Raw genomic sequence first — 23780 nt, 5'->3', positions numbered from 1 at the left:
CTAACTAACTAACTAACTAACTAACTAACTAACTAACTAACTAACTAACTAACTAACTAACTAACTAACTAACTAACTAACTAACTAACTAACTAACTAACTAACTAACTAACTAACTAACTAACTAACTAACTAACTAACTAACTAACTAACTAACTAACTAACTAACTAAAAGCTTAAAAAAGAATTTAATAATCTCCCCTATAAATAAAAAGACGTTCCAGCCTTATCGCCCATCACAGGTCAAAGCACAACATTTATAACGCTGATTTCCATTAGATCGAAATCCATTTTTTATGCATTTGCCATTGCAGAAATGCATTTTATTCTCATAGCCCAATTTGAAACACTAAGGCAAGGCAAAGCATTTTAAGGTTTTTTAAAAGACATTAAAAAAAAGAGACGGCCTGCTGACCGTCTCTTGTCCTATTCACTAATTAAAACTTAATCTTCTTTTTCAGCCAGTTAAACAGTTAGACTATAAAAACACCTAATCTGTAACACTACCAAATCTGCAGATTTACAGAATCAATCCTAGGGTTGGCATATATGCCCCTATTACTTTTTTATAAATTTAGCATTGGAAGTGCCTTTATCAGAAACAATTTTTATAAAATAATTACCTGAAGGCAATGCTGAAACGTCAATTGAATGAACATTCTCTGCGTTAGACACCGCTCTCACCAGCTGGCCTAAGACATTGTAAATCTGTATTGATGCCAACCGAATATCAGTATCGGCATTTATATTTAAAGTTTCATTTACAGGGTTTGGATACAAGGCAAAATATCTGTTAAATGGAAAATCCAGCTTCCCTAATGTTTTGCTTATCTCTGTAATTGGAACATTTGTTGTAATTGCACTATTGTAGTCAAAAAATATGTCCGCAGCATTGCCAAATTTATCTCCTTCGGCAAGTGTCGATTTAGTTTTTATTTTAAAAGCCAGGTAGCCGTCATTATGCGCATCATCAAAAGGAAGATTAATATTTTCAAACTTAAATTCGACTTTATTGCCATCAGATATCTCAGTTGAAAACAAATGGCTTCCGCTTAAAGGCACCAACGAGTTTATATCATACTTAGCGGCATCAATCACGTCTTTGACAGCTATATTTTGTGCGGCATAAGTTCCCGTATTTTCAAAACGGATAATATAGTGCACATAATCCCCGACTTTTGCTTTTGAAATTAAATTTCCCTCCACGCATGTCTTGTCATTTGGGTCAAATGAATTGACCACAACCTGATCAAATGAAAAAGTATTGTCTGCCGGAGTCTCATCTGTCTGCGTTGAGGAAATTTTTGCAGTATATTTCAATATCGTTCCTGTGTTGACAGCTGGTGTTTCCATTGGAGAATTTACATTTAGCGTAAGGGTGATTTCTTTGGTTTCCAGCGGCCTTAAATCAATGAAATCCCATTTTAAACTATTAAGGGAGTGATTCGAAAAATTAGGCGTGCTTTGCACCACATCAGCCGCATCATCCATAAAATCAAAAGATACGGTGCCTGAAAGCTGCTGATTTCCTTTATTGGAGTATACTATTTTATATTTAGCGTCAAATCCCGGTCTTGCGGGCGTTAAAGGCAAGATGGCTATTTGCAGGTCTGGATGGCTTCCATTCGGAATTATGCAGAAACCGCCATTAAAAGGGCTTGCCTGAGAAGGAAAATCCACCGTAATACTCGCTGGAACAGCATCAAAATAATCTGGATTTTCAAAAACAGGAGTGATGGTATGGGATCCGTTTTTCAATGCGAGAGTATAATTACCCGTATTATTTGCAATATAGCTTTTAGAAACTTGTCCTGAAGAAATATTCATCTTCAAATTGGAAAAAGGAATATCATTCCCGTCACAGCCATTACGGTCTGAATCCAATCTATTCTGCCCCTGAACGAACTTAAAGTCCTGCCCCAAAAGACGGATTATCCTGCCAGCAGGCACTCCTGCATAACTACTAAATTCTCCGGCATAAATAAGCTTGCCGTCAGATTGCGGCATAATTTTGCCGCCATAATCTATCTCGCTGTTGTTAAATACATTTGTAAAAGTTTCGTCATAGCTTCCGTCTAAATTTAATCTGGCAAAAAACTTATTCTGATTATTTGTAGTGCTGTATCCCGAAACCAAAATTTTATCATCTTTCTGCATTCCCGCTATAAAAGTCACATAATACTCGCTATTGATGGGCTTGTAGCTGTAAGAACTGTCCAAACTTCCATTTGGATCCAATCTGAAGAAGCCATTGACATTGTCTTTCTTAAACGACAGCATGATTTTTCCGTCGCTTTGGACAAAGACCCCCATTCCGTTTGTTTTTACAAGGGGATCTAAAACAAAAGAAGCATCTTGTGATCCATCGCTGTTGAGCCTTACCAATCCCCTTCTGGTTTGCGTCGGATATGCCGTCACCAAAATTTTTCCGTCAGACAGAACTAAAAAATCCGATATATAAGGCAGCTGACCGTCACTTATTCCGGTATAGCTGGCTTTAAAAGTGGCATCCACAGATCCGTCGCTATTTAAGCGGACAAGACCGATGCATGAATTTCCTTTATAGGTTGTAAAATTTCCTCCTGCCAATATCTTTCCGTCAGGAAGCGCAATTACTTTTGCCACCTCATAATTAAAACCTGTGCCGATAACAAATGTATTATCCCTAGTCCCGTCAGAATTCAGCCTGATGATTCTGTTGGTGGTAAGCCGATTAAATCCTGTAAAATCTCCTCCCACTACCATTTTTCCATCTTTCTGCACGGCTATAGATTTTACGCTTCCATTGCCAAATGCGCTTAAGCCTCCAAATGTTAAGGATTCATCACGGCTTCCATCGCTATTTAGCCTCATAAAACTTTCTGTCGTTTTGCCGTTATAGCTATTAAAGCCTCCATACATGATAATTTTATCATCCTCAAGAACGGTCAGCGCCATTACGCTTCCATCCAATCCTGCGGTAATGTTGCTAAAACTGCTGTCTCTGCTTCCGTCACTATTTAATAGCAGGATGCTTTTTGCAGCTTCTTTATTAAACATATGGAAGTCCCCAGAAACAAGCACTTTTCCAGTAGGAAGCAGCTCCAAGTCATTAATTGTGTAATTTGCACCCGTTCCCGTATTAAAAGTGGCATCGATTGCACCATTGGCATTAAGCCTGACAATACCTATAGAATTTGATCCTACCATATTAAAGGTTCCGCCAATTATAATTTTACCATCTGCCTGAATTATAATTTTAGTGATTCCTATATCATTGGCACCGCTGATACTATTTGTTTTGAAATTAGAATCAATTCCTCCATCAGCATTCATTCGAATCAATTTGGTATTATAATAATTGCCTGCTTCGACAAACGCTGCCGAAACCAGAATCTTGCCATCTTCCTGCAAAGCAATATCGAATTGTTTTCCAATTACACCTGCCGGAGTCAAATCAAGATCTAAGCTTCCATTTGCATTTAAGCGGATAATTTTATTGACGCCCGCATTTTGTCCGGCAGCGATAATTTTGCCATCTGGCTGCAGCCTGATCGCAGTTAAGCTTGCATCAAGTCCAATAAAAGGAGTAAAAGAGCTATCCAGGCTTCCATCAATATTGAGCCTTACTACGGCACTTTTAGAACTGATGCTTCCAGTGATTAGAATTTTGCCATCGGGTTGCAGAAGAAAATCAGCGTTCCCAGAAATCGAAACTCCGGCAGGCGGCGCAAAATTTTTATCAATGCTTCCGTCAGCATTTATTCTCACAATATTCTTAACGCTTGTGCCATTGTAAGAATTCAAGTCTCCAACTGCTATTATTTTTCCATCCGATTGAATTTTAAAATTCTTTGCGCCATACTTAAACCCCGTTCCCGTATTAAAACTCATATCCAATTTATTATTCTCAAGCCTTACAAGCTCTGTTCCAGTGCGTGTTTCTTTAAGAAGCATAATTTTCCCGTCCTGCTGGATATCGGACTTCAAAATCTCATAGTCTACGTAATAGTTTCCCAAAGGCAAAGTAAAGGCATTGAAAGAAGGATCTCTATCTGCTGGATTTTGGGCATAAGCGCTGACAATTGCAAAAAATAAAAGGTAGAGTTTTTTCATGTTAATTTTTTCGGTAAATATAATCGGATTTTTAAATCGATCTTCAAAAAATTAACATTTTTTAGTTTAAAGGATCAGGATTTTATAAATTTAATAAACGACAGAAATGGAAAAAACAAAGCATTTATTAACAAAAACACTGAAATCTAACATGTTAAGTTTAGAAAATAATCGATTAAAACTGGATTCCTCCACTTGGTCAAAATAACCCAAAAAACAATTTAAAAGAGCCAAAACAGGATTTACAAATCTTCTTAAATAATCTGCCACTAATAAGAATTCAATCAATCAATCAATCAATCAATCAATCAATCAATCAATCAATCAATCAATCAATCAATCAATCAATCAATCAATCAATCAATCAATCAATCAATCAATCAATCAATCATCCTTCTATTCAAATACCGCAAACGCCAACCATCATTCCCATCGCCGGCCAAAATCAAAAAAAAAAAAAAAGAAACCAATCTAAAAGAAGAAGAAAACAAGAACTAACTAACTAACTAACTAACTAACTAACTAACTAACTAACTAACTAACTAACTAACTAACTAACTAACTAACTAACTAACTAACTAACTAACTAACTAACTAACTAACTAACTAACTAAGAAAATAATGCTACTTCAATTGTAGCAGAATGAGGAAAACCGTAAAAATTATCCTAAACTTTTCTCTTTATTTGCTGTGGCAATAATGCTCGTACTACAAATAATCAACCCGATGCAATCTATAAAATTGAAGAAAATTACCAGAACACCCTGTAAAGAATCATCGCATTGAATCCAGGAATAAAACGCTTCCTAGAAATTTTAATATTAGAATCTGCAATCCTGCTTACTCCTAGACAAATAACGCAACAAGCGCATTTATTTCTATTAAAAAAATAGAATAGAACTATAATACCTCTTTTTCAAAAACCAATACCAATTAATGAGACAAACCATTCTATTATTATGCTGCTTACTTTTTTTATCAAATATTTTACAGGCACAAACATCAGGCACAGTTAAAGGATATGCAATAGATACCATAAACAATTCTCCTTTATCAAAAGCGTCAATCTCTCTGTTAAGAGCACAAGATTCCATTTTAATAAAATTTACCCGAGCCAAAGAAAATGGCTATTTTGAGCTGCATAATATTAAAGCCGGCAAATTTATTCTACTGGTTTCTTATCCCAAATATGCTGATTTTGTAGATCAATTTTCTCTTGATTCAACAAAGCTAACCAAAGATTACGGTAAAATCAATTTGGCTGATAAAGGCAGACTGCTGTCAGAAATTATCATAAAAGGCAATAGGGCTGCTATGAAAATCAAAGGAGATACGCTAGAATTTGATCCAAAAGCATTTAAAATAGAGCCTAATGCAAAAGTGGAAGATCTGATAAAACAATTTCCGGGAATACAAATTGATAAGGATGGAAAAATTACCGCTCAGGGCGAAACTGTAACCAAAGTTTTAGTTGATGGAGAGGAATTTTTTGGAGATGATCCGACTTTAGTTACAAAGAACCTGCGTGCAGATATGGTTGATAAAGTCCAATTGTATGACAAAAAAAGCGATCAAGCCGCTTTTACTGGTATTGATGACGGCCAGAAAACCAAAACGCTAAATGTTAAACTTAAAGAAGACAAAAAAAATGGTCATTTTGGGAAAGTAGAACTCGGAGGAGGAACTGAAAATTTTTACAAAGGCCAGGCTATGTTTAATAAGTTTTGGGATAAGAAAAAATTAGCCGCTTATGGCATTTTAGGCAACACCGGACAAGTTGGATTGGGATGGGAAGACAAAGACAAATATGGCCAAAACAGTTATCAGGTAACTGATGACGGCGGTATTTATTTTTCAAACAATGGAAATGATGAATTTGATAGCTGGGACGGACAATTTAATGGCGAAGGAATTCCAGTAGTTCAAACCGGCGGAATACATTTTGACAATAAATGGAACAGTGATAAAGAATCTATCAATGCAAATTACAAAATTGGCGATATCAAACTTTCAGGAAACCGCAATGATATCAACCAGCAAAATTTAAGTTCTAGCAGTATTTATAATAATTCAGACAAGAGTTTTGAAAAAAACATGACTAAAAATAAGCTTGATCTTGCTTATGAAATTAAAATTGATACTACTTTAACTTTAAAATTAAATGTTGATGGATTATTTAAAAATAGTAATTCAAGTGAAGCAGAAATGCGAAAAGGTGCTGACGAACAGGGTAACCAATTGAATAATCTTAAACAGACAACTACAAACGATGTTGATGATAAAGCATTTAATATAAATACTTTATTAACCAAAAGACTTAAAAAAACTGGCCGAACATTATCTCTTAATTTAAGCCAATCAAGTACAGATAGCAAAAGTAATGGTTACCTAAATTCTAGGGCTGAATTTTTCACACCAGCCGTAATTAATCCAGATAGCACCAAAGTAGTCAATCAAAATAAAATCAATACTATTAGCAATAGAACTTTTAAATCAAATTTAATCTATACCGAACCTTTATCCAAAAGCCTATCCTTAATTCTTAATTATGGATTTAACATCAGTAACGGAAAAGCTGATCGTAAATCTTTTAATCAATCTCCAGATGGCGATTATAATGTTCTGGATTCCATCTTTAGCAATAATTATGAATTAGACCAAACGATAAACCAAGTTGGAGCGATTTTTAATTACAGAAAAAATAAAACTGTTTTTTCTTTTGGCTCTAAATTTAGTGGTGTAAACTTTAAACAATATGATGTTTATACAGATAGTTATTTTAAGCAAAAATTTATCAACTACATGCCTCAGATAAGCTATCAATATAATTTTAAACAAAGAGAATCACTGCGCTTGTCGTATAACGGAAACACCGATCAGCCGACATTAGATCAGTTGCAGCCTATCCGAAACAATCAAAACCAGTTAAATACAATTGTGGGTAATCCAAATTTAGATCCTTCTTTTAGAAATACTTTTAGAGGTAGCTATTACTCCTACAAAGTGCTTACCAATCAATATTTTTCGATTAATGGATCATATAATTTTACGCTAAATCCAATAATAAGTAATGTGGTTACAAATGATAGAGGAGAAAGTATATCAAAATTTGTAAACCTAGAAAATAAAGCTGCAACAAGTTATTATCTGAACAGTAATTTTGGCAAAACAATCAAAGCCATAGACATGACAGCAGGAATTGGCTTAAGCGCCAACAAAAATGTAAACTATAATTATATCAATACAAAACTGAATCAAACTAAAAATTCAACTTATTCCTTTAATTTAAACTTATCAAAGTATAAAGAAAAAAAATATAATTTCAATACTAGTTTCGGACCTACTTACAACGTTGCTGATGCAAGCATAAACGAAAATAGCGATAGCAATGGCTGGGGTTTTAATGGAAATTTCTGGACCAGTATAGAATTGCCTTTCAAACTAGAAATTAGCACAGATGGCAATTATCAATATAATGGAAAAACGCAAGTGATTCAGGAAACTTTTGAACGTTTTATTTGGAATGCATCTATCACCAAAAAATTCTTAAAATCAGATAATTTAAAAGTTTCTATAACGGGAAGAGATCTTTTGAACCAAAATGTAGGATTTAATCGTTCTGCATATAATGGAAACATTAGCCAAAGCACTTATACCACTATCCAAAGATACTTTATGTTCTCTGTAAGCTGGGATTTCAGCAAAATGGGCGGAGGAGAAATTAAACAAAACTAAAACCATGAAAACAATAATAAATCACATTTTAATTTTGATAATTGCATTGGCAAGTTGCAATACTTTTGCACAAACTAACCACTTTATTGAAAATGGCGTAATCGAATATGAGAAAAAATCGAATATGTATGCATTGATTACAAAAAAAATAAAAGGAGAAACTGAAGGTTATTATCAAGCTGCTTTTGAAAGTTATAAAAAAAACAATCCACAATTTAAAACAACAAAAAGCATTCTTAGTTTTTCAAAAAACAAGAGTTTGTACAAATGGCATGAAACAAATCAATCAGCAACCAACCATTGGATTGCTGACGATGCAATGGCCAATTTAAAAAATGTTATCGCCACAGATCTTGATACGCAAACCAGCATTACACAAAAAAACGTATACGATGATTTATACTTAGTCAAAGATAGCTTGCGCAAAATTGACTGGAAAATTACCGATGAAACAAGAGAAATTGCGGGCTATGAATGCCGCAGAGCAAATGCTGTAATTATCGATTCTGTTTATGTTGTTGCCTATTACACAATTCAAATTCCATTTTCAGGTGGCCCCGAATCTTTTACGGGTTTACCCGGAACAATTTTAGGCTTGGCTCTGCCACATGAAAATATGACATGGTTTGCCACAAAAGTTACTGAAATTCCAGTTTCCGACAAAGATTTAGCTCCACCAGTTAAAGGCAAACCTACTGACAATAAAGGACTAAACAAAATACTTATGGATGCTTTGAAAGACTGGGGAAAATGGGCAAAAAAAACATTGCAGGCCTACTCTCTCTAACTAGCCATTAAAATTTATTTCTTATATAAAAACTAATTTAAATGGTTCTTGAAATTTTCAGAATATATAAATGGAGCCTACAAATAGTATGGCGGAATTGTAGCTTAGTATAAATGAAGCCGCCTCTCTTTTTTCCGCGAACTGCAAAGTGCCTTTTTTTTATGTTTAGATAGTGCATTCTAAAATATTCTATAAAAAAGTGAAATCAAATCGGTTTTTACACCAATCAAAAGAGGAAAAAGAAAAAAAATTTTTATATGTACAACGTTAGCTGTACTCGAATCGATGTAATTATACTGCTATTAAGTAAGTAGGATAAATATGAAAGAAAAAGGCTTTGTCACCTGATTCTTTTATAAAGAAAATATGAAGAAATTAAAAACAGAAAAGTTGTAGACGATAAGCCATAGATGCCTTATCTAATAAATAAAACCCAATAGTGATATATTTCACTGTTTAAACCAAACTGTATGCTGGAGAGGATAATTATATTATATTTACCTTTTAAAGAGAGTTAAATAATATGGAAGATTTTTTAATAGGCATTGGAAAAAGATTAAAAGAAATCAGGAAAAAAAATGCCTTAACAATTCACGAAGTAGCCAGCAGAGCAAATGTTAGCAACGGACTTGTTTCAAGAATTGAAAATGGCAGAACTATACCTTCCCTACCTGTTTTAATTGAGCTGATCCACTCTCTGGATACTGATGTCACTTATTTTTTTGAAGGAGTAAAAAATATAAAAAATGCAAAATTCATTCATATCAAAAAAGAAGACTATCAAAAGATAGAAAAAGAAGACCGATCAGAAACTAAAGGTTTCAATTACTATCATATCTTCAGTAAAAGCATTAATTCAATAGGTTTTGAAGCGGTAATTCTTGAGGTAGAGCCAGGCAGCAAACGTGAAAAAGTGATTACTGATGCCTGGGAATTTAAATACATTATTAAAGGAAGCGTAACTTATATTATTGATGATGCAGAAGTTCTTGTAAGCGAAGGAGATTCAATATGCTTTAACGGAAGACTTCCTCACGTGCCTGAAAACAGAACTCAGGAAAATTGCTTGATGCTGGTTCTTTATTTTTATTCTGAAAGTAATAGTTGATTTTTAACCGCAAAGAGCGCTAAGATTTACACGAAGTTCGCAAAGTTTTTATTCCCTAAACTTTGCGAACTTCGCGTTTTTTAAAAGCCTAACCTTTAAAAAACATGTGTTCTTTGCGGTTAAACAAAAAAGAAAAGGCAGCCTCAAAAATCGAGGCTGCCTTTGAAAAAAAACAAAAACACAATTCTAATATAATTTAATTTCCTGCAGGAAGCCAAGAGCGTCCGTCAAGTGACCAGCCTGAATTAATTGGCACGCCAAACCACTGCAGGGACGAATAAGCGATATCTACCATTTTTGGAACAATTCCACTAGCAGTTCCACATTTTAAACTCGCTGTGCTGGTTGCCCAAGTTGGTGTATTCGGAAAAGTAAGATTTACTTGTTTTGAACTTGAATCTGTAAAAGAATTTCCTGCCCCGTTATCTCCTTTCCAATATCCGATAAGATTTGCATAATCAGGATGGGAAGATGTAACTGATGAACAGGTGTAATTTAAAATTGAAGCTTCAGAAAGCGCTTTATTCCAAACTCTAACCTCAGCAATGTTTCCGTTAACATTGGCACCATACGCTAGAGTTCCGTCTTGTCCAATAGCAAAAGGCAGTCCTGATGTTAAACTTCCAAAACTGGCCACAATTGCAGCCTGACCAACAAAAGCGCCATCTTGATAGGTCTTTACTAGCTTCGCGGTACGATCAACCACTAAGGTCAAGTGATGCCATTTTCCGTCATTGATTGTTCCTCCCGAAATATCCACACGATTTTGAGTGTCTCCAATATTTACTTTCCAGGTTCCTCCCGTATTAGCACAAATTACAAACCCGCGATTTTTGCCACTCACCCAATTTTTATTAGAAACTATAGATGGATCACTTGAATAACCTGAAGTTTTTATTCTACATTCTACTGTAAAACTCGAAGTTCCAAAATTGTAAAGCGCATTATTTGTTGAAGCATAAATATTATTGCTATTAAAATTGGCAAATTTACCTGTAATACTAGTCGTAGGATCAACTGGTTTTTCGATTTTATTTGAAGTGAAATTTTTGTTATTGAAGATGGTAAAAATATTTCTTTCTTCATAAGAAGATCCGCCATGAGATCCTGTTGAACCTGTAACAATTCCGCCATGATCTGGTGCAACCACAACCAGCCAGTCTTCATTGGCATAATTGGGTCTGTTTTTTAAAGCCGTCAGAATCTCTCCGATATATCCGTCAGTTGTTTCAATAGAAGATTTGTACTGCGAAACATTTATTGAAAATCCGTAACTGTGGCCTGCGTGATCCACATCGTCAAAATGCAGGAATAAAGCATCTGGATTATCATTTGTAAGTGCAGCCACTGCTTCATTTTTTACCGCCAGATCAGTTGTCAGCGTTTTCTCGACATCTATTCCGTCAACAATATAAGTATTGATTGGCACCCAATGTACAATAGACATTGTTTTTAAAGCCGAATTATAAGTTTCTAATCGTTTTAGGAAACTTGGATAAGTTCCGAAATTTGGACTAGAAAATGAATTGTCAGTTACGCCATGTTTTAAATGTGTAACACCAGTCAACATGGTAGACCAGCCATTTCCGCTCCAGGTTGGGGCTTCGGTCAAAGCATCAAGGCTGTAAACTGAATTAGGCAATAAAGCATGAACATTTGGTGTATTGGCTCCCATTAAAGCATCGCCACGACAGCCGTCGATACCAATAATTAGTAATTTTTTAGTACCACTGCTTAGCGCTGCTTTACCAGTTTTCGAAATAGTTTTTGCAGTTGCTGCATTCTCATCGCTCGCAAGTGCTGCATCGTTGGTACATGAAGTGACTAAAAGCGCACTTGCAAGAATTATAAAGTAACTTAATCTAAAAATCTTTTTCATTGGGTTGAATTGTTTTGTTGATTACTCTTTTATCTACTCGTAACTATCTCCTGCAGGGATTTTATTTTAACTAATTAGTTTGTTTTTTTTGCCAGGAATTACACGAATTAATTAGTGAAAATTTGTGCAATTCGTGGCAAAAAATATTAATTCAAAATGCTGTATAATGAAGCCAGAGAATCTAGAATATAATCTGGTTTAGCCTCTTCAAGCTGCAATCTGGTTTGAGCTCCTGATAAAACGCCAATGGTAATGCCACATTTTGCATTCTTGCCTTCTTCAATATCTATGGCAGAATCTCCGGCTTTAAGTACTCTCGAAGCATCAGTAATATTGAAGAGCTTCATTGCATTAAATATCATATCAGGAAAAGGTCTTCCTTGTTCAACATCATCTGCTGTAATTAATGCATCGTATTGAATACCTATTTTCCAGTTTAATTTCTCTAAAAGCGCATTGGCAACCAAACTGTTATATCCTGTATTTAAAACTACTTTTACTCCGTCTTTTTTTAGGTTTTCCATCACCTTTTCAATGCCTTCAATAGGAAGAACTTTTGCCGTTAGATATTCCTGATCTAGTATTTCGATGAAATATTCAAATATTTGGTCTGTTTTTTCTTTATCGGTAATATTGATATATTTTAAGATGTCTTGTATCGCTTGATATTTTTCTTTTCCTGCTCCTAATGACAAAACCAATTCCAGCGAAACATCAATTCCAAATTTATTAATGGATTTGTGCAATGATTTGTACACTATATTTTGTTCGTTTATTGTTGTTCCTGCCATATCAAAAACAACCATTTCAATTTCATTAATTTTCATTTTGTGTGTGTGTTTATTTACCATTAAGGCATTAAGATATATTAAGAATCAAAACTTAAATATTCTTAATTCTCTTTTTGGATTATTTTCTACCACCAAGTTTTAGAAGTAATACTTAATTTTCTTAATCTCTTAATGGCTCATTATTTTTAGTTTATGCATTAAAAATTTTATCGATATTATGCTTGGCAAATCCAGCACTTCCCGTCATTCCTTTACCGCCAATTCCGGTTATGATGTGAATATTTTCACCAACCGTATGCTCAAAAATATCTTTGGTTTTGCATTGCGAATACATTCCGAACCATCTGCTTTGGATTTCGTACGTTGGCAAATCAATTATTTTTTTAGCTTCTTCAATCATAAAGTGGTCGATATCCATATTCAAATCAAATCCTAAGGAATCTATTTCCTTTGCGCTGGCATATTCGTGCGAATCTCCTAAAATAACAGATCCGTCGAGAGCTTGTTTGAATAAGATGTGAACGCCATATTTTTTCTCAAAACTCTCCGGATTTTCTTTTGCTTTGATAGCTGCGTACGATTTGCATTCTTCAAAAGATTCATATCTTCTGATCGTTAATCCCGTTAAAATAGACCCATCAAGCTTATAATTTTGCTGTGGTTTGGTTTGCAGCATTTGAAGTTTAGAAACTATTAAATCGCTGTTGTTATAAATTTCAGGATATAAGATTTTAAAATCGCTTCCGTTGCAGATAATAATTTTAGAAGCTTTGTATTCTAATCCTGTCGATGTTACTGCGATTACCTCATTAGACCTGTCTTCGGTATGCACTACGGTTGTATTCATAAATAAATCCAATCCCAAATTGGCAGTCATATATTGATGCAGTTTATGAATCATAGTTGAAGGCTCGACGGTAACTTCCTGCGGAAAAAACAATCCGCCCGTACAATAATTCGATCGGAGACCACTGTATTTGGCCAGACATTGTTCTTTTGTCAGCAAATTAGATTCATAATCATTTGAAATGTTAATTTCATGCAGTTCTTCTATCAGCTGCATTTCTTCTTCATTTGATGCCAAATAAATGGTTCCGTTCTGACGAATGCTGATATCAAACTGCGATTGAATGTCTTTATAAATATTTAAACTTTCCTTACCGAAATTCTGCCATTTTCTGTCCATTCCTGATGGTACAACCTGCCCGAAATTTCGAACGGTAGCTCCTTCAGGTTTGCTGTTTTTTTCTAAAACCGCAACTGACATTCCTTTTAATAAGGCATGATAGGCATGAAATGTGCCCAAAACCCCTGATCCAATTATGATTAAATCATATTTATCTTTCATATCTTAATTATTTTATGAATTTTAATTTGTCCTTCATTCAAGTGTACAAAGGAGCTGCATTAATTTTTATGTGTTTTTTAAATTTTCTTCGAAAGAAATTAAAAGACATTATCGTGGTAATGATTCCAACAAACGAGAGAAGATAAATGCAAGCGGTAAAAAAGCTTAACAGAGAAATATCCTTGTCTCCTAAATTTTTAAAAAACAATACCAGAACACTGCCTAGATATCCGAAAGCATCGGCGATGTAAATTAGAAATCCGCTGTTTCCTTTTATTTTATAGGTTGCAATCATTCGGTCAAAAAACAGACCGTTAAACGGAATATAACAAATATACATCCCGAATCCCGAGATCATCATCCATGGAAATGCTCCCAATAAATGTTTTTCAAATAAGAAAGTGGTCATTCCAATTAGCAAAGAACCGACCAGCAGCACTATATGGTAATTTCTAAATGCTTTATAATTGTTTTTCATGCTTCCTAAAAATCCTAAAATCACAAGTACTGATATCGCAATTGGAATTTCTGAATACATGTAAATCGAAATGCTTTCCTTATATCCCAAAGCATCCCAAAGCTCTCTGGCAAAATTATCTCTGAATTCGCGCATTGCCGTAAGCATGGTGTAAAAAACAATAATGACTGTTAGCGGAAATGCAAACTGTCTGAAAAGCGATGCGCGTTCTTTTCTGTCCATCGGTTTTCGTTTGGATCGCAAATCCAAATCTTCCTGATCAGGATTTGGAATTTTCTCCAGCAGCAGTGAAAACAGAATTAAAGGAACAATAAAAATAAGCCCAGTAACAAAAGGCATCCAAAACTCGGTACAGCCCAAAACTTGCAGCACAAATACCCCTGCAGATTTTGCAGTTCCTGAGGAAACAATAAAACTAGAACATAAAATTACACCCAAAAGTTCTGTCGTTTTTCTTCCTTCTATATAAGAAAAAACAATACCCCAGATCATTCCAAGCGGTAATCCATTAATGAATAAAAACAGAATATTATAAGGTGCGGGAACTAGAGCAAAGCCCAATAATACCAATTCTGAAATAACTATAAAACTTATTAAATATAAAATACGTTTAGATGATTTTAATTCGGATATAATTTTGATTCCTAAAAACTTAGAAAACGTATAACCTAAAACCTGCGCCAGAATCAATAAAATTTTATAATCGATACCCCAAAAAGACATACTGTCGAATGTAGCCGCAGTAAAAGGTTTTCTGAAAGCATACATGCAGAAATAAGTTCCAAATGCTGCTATGGATGCTTTTAATATAAACCTAAAATTGGATGTTTTTGCAGACATAATTTCTTTAGATTGGTTGATAGTTGGAGTGTAAGTTGAGATGAGTGTAAAACTCATTGGATGCAGTCAGTTCAAAAAAAATAAACTGCAAAAATAAAACAGACAAGCATCCAACGAGTTAACTTATAGTTGTCTATAAATTATATTTTAAACCAAGATTAAATTTTGCACCATAATATTCTACCTGTTTTGGTCTGTTTGGAGTTTCTCCAAAATGATACATCAAAGGCTCGTTTAAGACGTTGTTTACGTCACTAAAAATGGTGAAATGATCTCCTATTTTATATGAAGCTGAAAAATCTAGTGAGTTGTATTTACCATAATAAATATCATTCATATCGGTATTTTTGGCATTGGCATCAAAACTTGTGGCGTATGCTCCTTTATGGTTAAAAGCTGCTCTCACGTTTAGTTTTCCTGTTTCATAGAACAATTGCAGATTGTATAATTCTTTGGCCTGATAAGGCGTTGACACTTTTCTTCCGTTAGGATTATTAGTGTTTTGTCCCAATGTCATTTCAGAATTCATAAGCGTTGCATTGATCTGAGTTCCAAAATATTTTAGGAATCCTGGCAGGAAGCTGAATCTTTTTGTGATTCCAAATTCAATTCCGCCAATCCAAGCGTCACCGCCATTTGTAGGCGAACTGATTTCGATATCAGGAATTCCGTTAATAGTACCTTGATACGTATCATCAAAAATTGGATCTGTAATTGATTTATAGAATACTCCGGCATTAATTAATCCTACTTCATCAAGGAAATATTCTCCCAATAAATCAAAGTTCCATGAATAAGTTGGGTTCAAGTTTGGGTTTCCTCCTGCGTATTCTCCGTCAATAGTATTTAAAGAACCCGCTGGCGAAATGTCTCCAAAATTGGGTCTTGCAAATGTTCTTGTTGTAGCAAAACGTAAGTTTAAATTCTCAATTGGAGAATATTTTACATGAAGCATTGGTAAAACAGATGTATACGATTTTGTGTTTTCAGCATCAACTACCACATTATTCTCTACCGTTTTTCCTGTAACTTTTGTAATGGTGTGAGTTGTTCTCAAACCTCCCAAAATGGTCCATTTATCATTTAATAAATAAGTCGCCATTGCATAAGCAGAAGATGTAGTTTCGTCTACATTAAAATTTCTTCCCAAGCCTTTTCCTAATTCCGGAATCTGAGAATCTACAGGATTTAAAACCAGATTTCCTTGCGAAGTATTAAACAACTTAGTCATTCCATCCGTTGATAAAACCGGCCCAAATGTGTTACCAATATTGGTTCCTGTTTCTCTTCTCATATAATCTGTTCCGCCAGGCTGATTGATTAAATCGGCACTATAATTCGATAAAAACGGTGTTGGCGATCCAACCCAGTTGTAATACTCATCTCTAAAAGTGGCAATACGATCTTTGTCGGTTAATTTTACACCAAACTTCATTTTAAGACTTTCATTAAAATTATGCTCGTAGTTTACCGCAGCAATAATATTGTCGCGCTCTACAATGCTAATTTTGTATAATTCCAACGTAGAGAATTTCATCTTTGTCGGATCGGTTTTGAAATTTGGATCAGAATAAAAATCAAAAATTGATTTTGGATTTTCAGGATCCAGCATTCCTCCATCAGCAGCCCAGTACGCTCTTGGCCCTCCTGCTCCTCCACTTGCTATTGGTATATTTTTTAAATATTCCGGTTTTACACCCACTCCAGTTTGATTGAACTGAATTAAAAAATAACTATTATCCTCGGCGTTTGGAATATTTCCGTATTTAAATTCATTTCTATAAGAAGCCAGACTCCAATCTAAATTTCCGTTACCTAATTGATGTTTTCCTCCTAAATCAATTCCAACAAATTGTGTTTTTAATTCATTATGAATATCCTGCTGTTCTACAGTTAAAGCATTTGTAGCACTATTGAATTTATCAAATCTGATACGGTGTTTATAATGCGTTTCTTCATCAGAAAGTCCACCGTAAGTCGCTTTCAAGAAAATTTTGTCTCTCGATGACGGGTTAAATTCCATCGCTGCATTTAAACCTGTCGTTTTTCTAACTCCAGTATAGTCTCTTAATTCTAAGCGATAAACTCCCTGATCGCCTTGTCTTCTGGCTTCGTAGTTGTCCGTTGCCCAGTTTCTGTCCCAATACGTTCCATTAATAATATAACCGAACTTTCCGTTTTTACTTTTATCACCAATGGTAAGCGATCCACTGTAAATTCCTTTGTCTGATTTTTGATTATAACCGCTAAAAACACTCGCTTTAATTGTTTTTTTAGTTGGTGCAGTCTGAGTAGTAAAATTGACGCTTCCGCCAATAGCATCTCCATCCATATCAGGTGTAATGGCTTTTGTCGCTTCTACATAAGCAATAAGGTCTGATGGAAAAAAGTCAAATGCTGTAGCTCTTGAAGTTGTTTCTTCTTCAGCTGTTGGAATTCGGTTTCCGTTAATTGTAGTCGATGACCAAAAAGGTGGCAATCCTCTCACCGAAACAAAACGTCCTTCTCCCTGATCACGCTCAATAGAAACTCCTGGCATACGCTGCACTGTTTCGGCAGCGTTACGGTCTGGTAATTTACCAATACCATCTGCAGCAATCACGTTTACAATGCTCATTGATTTTTTCTGCATGTTTAGCGCTCTTGCCTCGCTGTTTCTCTGGCTCATGCCGCTTACTACCACTTCATTTAATTCTTTTGAGTTAGCTTCCAGTCGAATAACTCCTAAATTCAGCTGCTGGTTTTCTTTTACTTCAATCTGAATCGTTTTTACTTCATATCCTATGTACGAAATCTTCAGTTCCAAGTTTCCTGATCTTACATCTTGGATCACAAAATCACCGCTGAAACCCGTAGTTGCTTTTTGATTATTTGACAATATAATAGTAGCTCCCGGCAAAGGAGATTGTGAATCTGTAACTGTCCCTTTAATTGTGGCTTTTTGTGCTGTCATGTTTTGCACAATAAAGAGAGCGGAGAAAATAAAAATTGCCTTGTAAATTGTTTTCATGGTTAGTTTGTTTACAAATATTAAATTTATTACAGCAAATTAACTATGATTTTTACAAATAGTGAAAAAGTTAAAATTATCGAATTGTTAAAGAAATGAAAATTTCAAGCCTCATTTTGTTAAGGATTTGTAAAATGGACTGATCGTTTAACCCAGCAGATCGGCTTTCTATCCCGTAGAATAAGCATTTTATTCCTTTTGGAGCATAAGTGCCAAAAAAACTGTAACATCAAGAATAAAAACTTAGCAGACTTAAAGCGGATTGATTTTTATAAAATATTTACAAATAGTAAACTTAAAGCAATAAATTATACAGAACTAGATAAGGTAGTTTCAGTCCATACAACAGATTATTTAAATGCAGTGAAACATATAATCTTATTAACAAGAACCCGCGTTGGGTGTAATTAAAAAATAAAAGCATTTTAACACATAGAGACATAGTTTTTTGTGTCGAAAAAAGAAAATGAAAGAAACAAGTTTCCACACATAGCTAAACTATGGGCATTTAAACTAGTGAAACGCCTTTTTTAAGTTTAGTTAAACTATGTCTCTATGTGTTGAAAATAATTTCACCAAACGAGTTAACAAGAATAAAATGCTAATTATGCTTATTATCTATTTGACAGTTAAGCTCGCTCATCCCTGTAAAAACAAAGCTTGCACAAAATTCTGCAATATTTTATGCGAGATTATTGCATTTTAAACAGCTGCAAATCAAAATTTTACTTAACTTTAACTTCCCTCATCTAAACACAGATTTACCAATCTAAACAGTCTATCATCCAATTTTTTAAGATATGAAATGGTTTGTGAATTTAGGGATTCTATTTAAAAGCAAGGTTTCAGAACAAAATCTACATCTGGAAAATATTGATCTGGAAAAAGGAAAAGAGCTATATCTTTCAAGCAGATTCAATGAAGCTTTGTCTTATCTGGATAATGCAGCAGACTCAGGATTTAACAGCACTGTTTATGAACTCAGGGCAAAATGTTTTCAGAAGCTGGATTATCATTATAGGGCAATTGAAGATTTTGACAAAGTGATTGAAGATAATCCTTTGGAGTTTTCCTATTACTACAGCCGCGCTATTTCTAAAAATGCAGTTGCCGACCTAAGCGGACAGATTGAAGACCTGCATAACTGCATTTACTATTACAGAAAGAATAAAAACATTGAAAACAGTATTTTAAAAAATCTGGAGACTGATCTCATAATAGCTAGAAATTATGTTGAAGGCTTAAAAAACAGTATTGCTTCTGTTCATAACATCTCTTATCCCGAAATAAAAAATCTTATAGGCGAATGTCTGATTCAAATCAAAAAAATCAGAATACAAAGCAGAAGATTTAAAACCATCAGAAATAGGGGAATTCTTTTAGGAAGCCAAGGACTCAGCTGAAACTAAGTTTACGTATTCTCTTGGCGTGTAGGAGGTGATTTCTTTAAAATACCTGTTAAAAGATGATTTGGAGTTGAAGCCGGCTTCATAGGCCAATTCAAGTATATTAATACTGCTGTTCTTTTCAGACAAGCTCTTCAATTTCTCTTTTACATGTTCTATTCTGTATTCATTAATAAAGGTATAGAACGGTTTATTAACAAAATGATTCAGGGTTTCGCTGATATGATATTTACTTAGACTGGTAAGTTTTGCCAATTTATCTAAGGTAAGATCACTTTCCATATAATACTGCTCTTTTTCCATTGCTTTTTCAAGCTTCAGCAATATTTTAAACATTTCACTCTGGCTTAATATCTCTCTTCTTTTTTGCAGCTGCAAAGGCTCTTTTTCTTCAATCAAGACATTTTCTAAAGCTGGATTTGGCATAAAACTATCTTCAGAATTTACCTCACTGCTTATTCCTGAAACAGATAAAAGCACTTCATTGTCTGAATGATTTGAAAGAGGTTCTATAAATGCTCCATATTTATAGGTAATTATTCTAACTGTAATTACTATAAGAAGCGTGTAAATTATCGATCTGCTCAAATAATTTAAAGAAAGCATTGAAGAACTAAAGATCAAAAACAAAACACTAAGCAGGCCTATTCCTAAAAAAAGCGAGGCAAGCTGTACAATCAGTTTTTTCTCCTGGCTGTTTCTTGGCAGTTTATTGATCGCCAAATAAATAATCCCGCCAGAAACTATAATATCTAAAGGAAGTAAAGTATAAAGACTAATGGTATTGTACCAATATAAAACTAGATAGGCTTTTGGAGAGGTAACGGTGAGCACACAAACTGTCGAAAAATAACCAATTGCTCCAATAACAAACGGAATAAAAAGATACCATTTTGAGGCAGTCACCAATTCTGGACGAATGGTTTTTAAAGTGTATAGATATAATAGAGGAATATAGCAGAATCCTATAAATGTATTCATCATATTAAGAACCTGCTGATCTTCTACGAAAGTAAAAATGAAAAATTTAATTGAAAGATGCAGTCCTATGCATACCACTAAGGAAATTAATAAATCGTCTGCATTTTTTCGGTATTTGCTTCTTAAAAGTAATACGGCGGCTAAGAGCGCCTGAAATATGCCAATGGCAATAATGTATTTCATCTTCAAAATCTTTGTGCTAAAGTAGTATCAGGCTGTTAAATTAATGTTTAGCAATTGCAAAACAATTGATTCGTAACAATTTAATAACAAAAACCAAAACACTATGAATCAGTACTTTATACTAAAATAAAAAGATTGGCACTTTTAAAAAGTAGTCTTAGATCGACAAAGTCGTTTCATAGTTTATTTCGCCGCAATCTTTGCAGAAAAACTATTAAACATGACAACTAAAATTATTCTAAAATCATTGTTCAGAAAAGAAAAAATATTGAAGAAATTGCTTTTCGCAACCTTTCTTGCAGCCGGTACTTTGTCTGCAGATGCTCAGACCATAAAAGGAGTTATTACAAGCGATGCGGGAACGCTGCCAACCGCTAATATTATTGGAAAATCATTTAACAATTCGGCTGTTTCAGATTTACAGGGCGCCTTTACGCTTACTGCTCCGGCGGAAGGAGAAGCTGTTATTGAAATCAGTTATATCGGATTTGAAACAAAATCCATTACAATCAATCTGGTAAAAGGCATTAATGATCTTGGTTTTATTCAGATGGCAGCAGACGGTTCTGCCGCACTTAAAGAAATTGTAGTAAAAGGTACAATGGCGCCGTCTCAGGCTAAAGCTTACAGCATTAAAAAAAATTCATTGGCAATTATGGATGTTATGGCGGCAGATGCTATTGGAAAACTGCCAGACCGTAACGCTGCCGAAGCAGTGCAGCGTATGCAGGGAGTTGCTGTTGCCCGCTATCATGGCGAAGCAGATCAGGCAACTGTAAGAGGAACTCCTTTTGCATGGACTTCTACTCTATTTAATGGAAATCGTCTTCCTAGTTCGAATGTGATGGGAAACCGTTCGTCTGTACTTGACGCAGTTCCTTCAGAAATGATTCAATATGTTCAGGTAGCAAAAGCCATTACTCCTGATATGGAAGGAGATGCCATTGGAGGTTCGATCAATTTTATTACACGAACAGCTCCGTCAAAACGTGTATTGAATGTGAGTGCTGCTGGAGGTTATAATACATTCAGCCAGAACGGAACGTATAATGGATCTGTAACATACGGAGACCGATTCTTTAACAACAAGCTTGGAGTGATCGTTTCTGGAGCAATCTGGAGCAGACAATGGGGTTCTGATGAATTTGCAGCAACTTACAATACAGGAGCATCTATTGTGGAGCAGAAAAATTCGCTTAATACCGTTCTTTTTAAACGTTACATGGGTGAACGTGAAACTAAAGGATTAAATGTTGGTGCTGAATACAAATTGACTCCATCTGATAAAATATTCTTTAGAGGAATGGTAAATAAGTTTGATGACATTCGTCCTGTTTATGAATCTTATATTGATTACACCAATACTCGCTTTCAATACAATTATAGATACTCGCATTATCAGACTGCTTTGAATGGTTTTGAAGTTGGCGGAGAACATCAGATGAGCGAAAAATTCAAACTGGACTGGAGCTACAGCAATCATAAATCAGAATATTATTTGGATACTCCTCCAACATCTGTTAACAAAGGGCTTCCTATTGCAACTTTCCGCCAAAAAATAACTGGAGGTTTTGATAATCTTTCTAGCGATGGAAAACGCTATTGGGGATTTGATTCGCCTAATGGAGTTGGTGGTACTGTAGAAAATTTTGAAACAGGTCTTGCAAATCCAAATGAAGTTATGGATCCTTCAAAACTATTATTAAATCAGTTGGTGATAGCACAGCTTAATAACAGCGAAAGAGATCAGATTGCACAAGTAAATTTAAAGGTCGAAGCAAGCTCAAAAGTTAATTTAAAATTTGGAGCAAAATACCGTCATAAAGATAGAACAAACTCTTACGGATCTAATTACGTATATCTTCCGGGAGCTGCCGTGGGAATTCCGAATTCACCAGCTTTAGTGCCACTTTCAAATTTGCAGACAACTAGTTTCCCGAGCGGAAGCAAATTTTTCGGAAATATGAATGGCGATTTCAGCCAATTCATTGTAAACCCATTAACTAAAAATCAATTGTTTGATATGTTTGGACAACCTTTCCAGACAGCCAATGGTTTTATGGATTTTACATCAAAAACAAACGCAACTGCTTTTTATACTGGTGACGAAAACGTAATTGCAAGTTATGCTATGGCAGAAATTGATGCTACAGAAAAATTAAAAATAGTTGGAGGTATTCGTAACGAATATACTGCTATGACTTTAAACGGAACTAAAGCCACTACTACAGGAACTCCTGCGGTAATTACTTTAAGTCCGTCAGTGGTAGAAAACAATTACAATTCGTTTCTCCCTATGCTGCATTTGAAATATCAATTAACAGAAAAATCAAATCTTCGTGCAGCTTATACACGCACATTTGTTCGCCCAAATTTTGGCGATATGACACCGGGAAGTTCTACAAACACAACCTCATCTCCTATGACTATTACACAGGGAAATCCAGATTTGAAACCCACTTTCAGTAATAATTATGATTTAATGGGAGAATATTATTTTGACAATGTAGGTATTATATCTGGAGGCGCTTTCTATAAAAATATTACTGATGTCGTTTTTACAGATATGAGCATGCAGAATATTGATGGACAAGATTATATGGTTACTCAGGCAAAGAATTTAAACAAAGCTTCATTAATAGGATTTGAAGCTGGAATTAATAAAAGATTTGATTTCTTAAATGGTTTCTGGAGCGGATTTGGAGTTGAGTTCAATTATACGTTTTTAGACTCAAAAACTGAAGTGCCTCGTGTTAGCGGAACTACTACTGTTAACGATAAAACAAGTCTGCCAAACCAATCGAAAAACTTATTCAATGCGATTCTTTTTTACGAAAGAAATGGCGTAATGGTTCGTCTTGCGGGTAATTACAGAGGAAATTCTGTAGAAACTATAAATCAGCAATTGGGTCCTGATTATTACATCTGGTCAGACTCCAATTTCACCATTGATGCTTCAGCAACGGTAAACATTAACAAAAAGCTTAAAGTATTTATTGAGTTAAACAACTTGAGCGATTCTCCAGTAAAAATGTATATGGGAGACAATAAACAGCGTGTTACTTCACAAGAATGGTACGGAAGCCGCGGACAGGCAGGATTGCGTTATGACATATTTTAAAAACAAATAAATTAATCG

12 protein-coding genes are annotated in these 23780 nt (G+C 34.7%); 5 read left to right on the top strand and 7 right to left on the bottom strand.

Annotation, left to right across the window (positions count from 1 at the left end; translation table 11 throughout):
• Positions 1 to 558 precede the first annotated feature (558 nt).
• Positions 559 to 4095 (bottom strand): T9SS type A sorting domain-containing protein, encoded by a 3537-nt coding sequence (locus RB618_RS15220; protein WP_308069523.1) that lies wholly within the window; start codon positions 4093 to 4095, stop codon positions 559 to 561.
• A 936-nt stretch (positions 4096 to 5031) separates the two neighbouring features.
• Here RB618_RS15220 and RB618_RS15215 point away from each other — a divergent pair.
• The 3 genes from RB618_RS15215 (at position 5032) to RB618_RS15205 (ending at position 9725) form a co-directional block, all read left to right on the top strand.
• On the top strand, positions 5032 to 7830 hold the full coding sequence (locus tag RB618_RS15215; RefSeq protein WP_308069522.1) for an outer membrane beta-barrel family protein: 2799 nt from the start codon (positions 5032 to 5034) through the stop codon (positions 7828 to 7830).
• Positions 7831 to 7834: 4 nt separating this feature from the next.
• Positions 7835 to 8617 carry a GLPGLI family protein gene (locus RB618_RS15210; RefSeq protein WP_308069521.1) on the top strand — a complete coding sequence of 261 codons (783 nt, stop codon included), beginning with the start codon at positions 7835 to 7837 and terminating at the stop codon, positions 8615 to 8617.
• A 523-nt stretch (positions 8618 to 9140) separates the two neighbouring features.
• Entirely contained in the window at positions 9141 to 9725 is a 585-nt protein-coding gene (locus RB618_RS15205) for an XRE family transcriptional regulator (protein WP_308069520.1), read from the top strand.
• 196 nt (positions 9726 to 9921) lie between these two features.
• Here the strand turns inward: RB618_RS15205 and RB618_RS15200 are convergent, their stop codons facing one another.
• The 5 genes from RB618_RS15200 to RB618_RS15180 form a co-directional block, all read right to left on the bottom strand.
• Entirely contained in the window at positions 9922 to 11604 is a 1683-nt protein-coding gene (locus tag RB618_RS15200; protein ID WP_308069519.1) for a DUF4983 domain-containing protein, read from the bottom strand.
• A gap of 146 nt (positions 11605 to 11750) precedes the next feature.
• Positions 11751 to 12431 (bottom strand): phosphonatase-like hydrolase, encoded by a 681-nt coding sequence (locus RB618_RS15195; RefSeq protein WP_308069518.1) that lies wholly within the window; start codon positions 12429 to 12431, stop codon positions 11751 to 11753.
• A 154-nt stretch (positions 12432 to 12585) separates the two neighbouring features.
• The gene (locus RB618_RS15190; RefSeq protein ID WP_308069517.1) at positions 12586 to 13743 is read right to left on the bottom strand and encodes a TIGR03364 family FAD-dependent oxidoreductase; all 1158 of its coding nucleotides are present in this window, start codon (positions 13741 to 13743) and stop codon (positions 12586 to 12588) included.
• A gap of 37 nt (positions 13744 to 13780) precedes the next feature.
• Positions 13781 to 14989 (bottom strand): DUF5690 family protein, encoded by a 1209-nt coding sequence (locus tag RB618_RS15185; protein ID WP_374121130.1) that lies wholly within the window; start codon positions 14987 to 14989, stop codon positions 13781 to 13783.
• Between the two features lie 205 nt (positions 14990 to 15194).
• Positions 15195 to 18014 (bottom strand): TonB-dependent receptor, encoded by a 2820-nt coding sequence (locus RB618_RS15180; protein WP_308069515.1) that lies wholly within the window; start codon positions 18012 to 18014, stop codon positions 15195 to 15197.
• An 857-nt stretch (positions 18015 to 18871) separates the two neighbouring features.
• Between RB618_RS15180 and RB618_RS15175 the strand changes: the two genes are divergently transcribed.
• Positions 18872 to 19474 carry a hypothetical protein gene (locus RB618_RS15175; RefSeq protein WP_308069514.1) on the top strand — a complete coding sequence of 201 codons (603 nt, stop codon included), beginning with the start codon at positions 18872 to 18874 and terminating at the stop codon, positions 19472 to 19474.
• Here the strand turns inward: RB618_RS15175 and RB618_RS15170 are convergent.
• The gene (locus RB618_RS15170) at positions 19451 to 20641 is read right to left on the bottom strand and encodes a helix-turn-helix domain-containing protein (protein ID WP_308069513.1); all 1191 of its coding nucleotides are present in this window, start codon (positions 20639 to 20641) and stop codon (positions 19451 to 19453) included. The two genes, RB618_RS15175 and RB618_RS15170, sit on opposite strands and share 24 nt — an antisense overlap.
• A 220-nt stretch (positions 20642 to 20861) precedes the next feature.
• Here RB618_RS15170 and RB618_RS15165 point away from each other — a divergent pair, with 220 nt between their 5' ends.
• Complete coding sequence (locus tag RB618_RS15165) at positions 20862 to 23762, top strand: TonB-dependent receptor (protein ID WP_308069512.1); 2901 nt, start codon at positions 20862 to 20864, stop codon at positions 23760 to 23762.
• Positions 23763 to 23780: the final 18 nt, after the last annotated feature.

Source organism: Flavobacterium sp. LHD-85 (assembly GCF_030929595.1).
GTDB lineage: Bacteria > Bacteroidota > Bacteroidia > Flavobacteriales > Flavobacteriaceae > Flavobacterium.
Note: the sequence above shows the minus strand (reverse complement) of the source record. Positions and strands in the feature narration are given on the sequence as shown.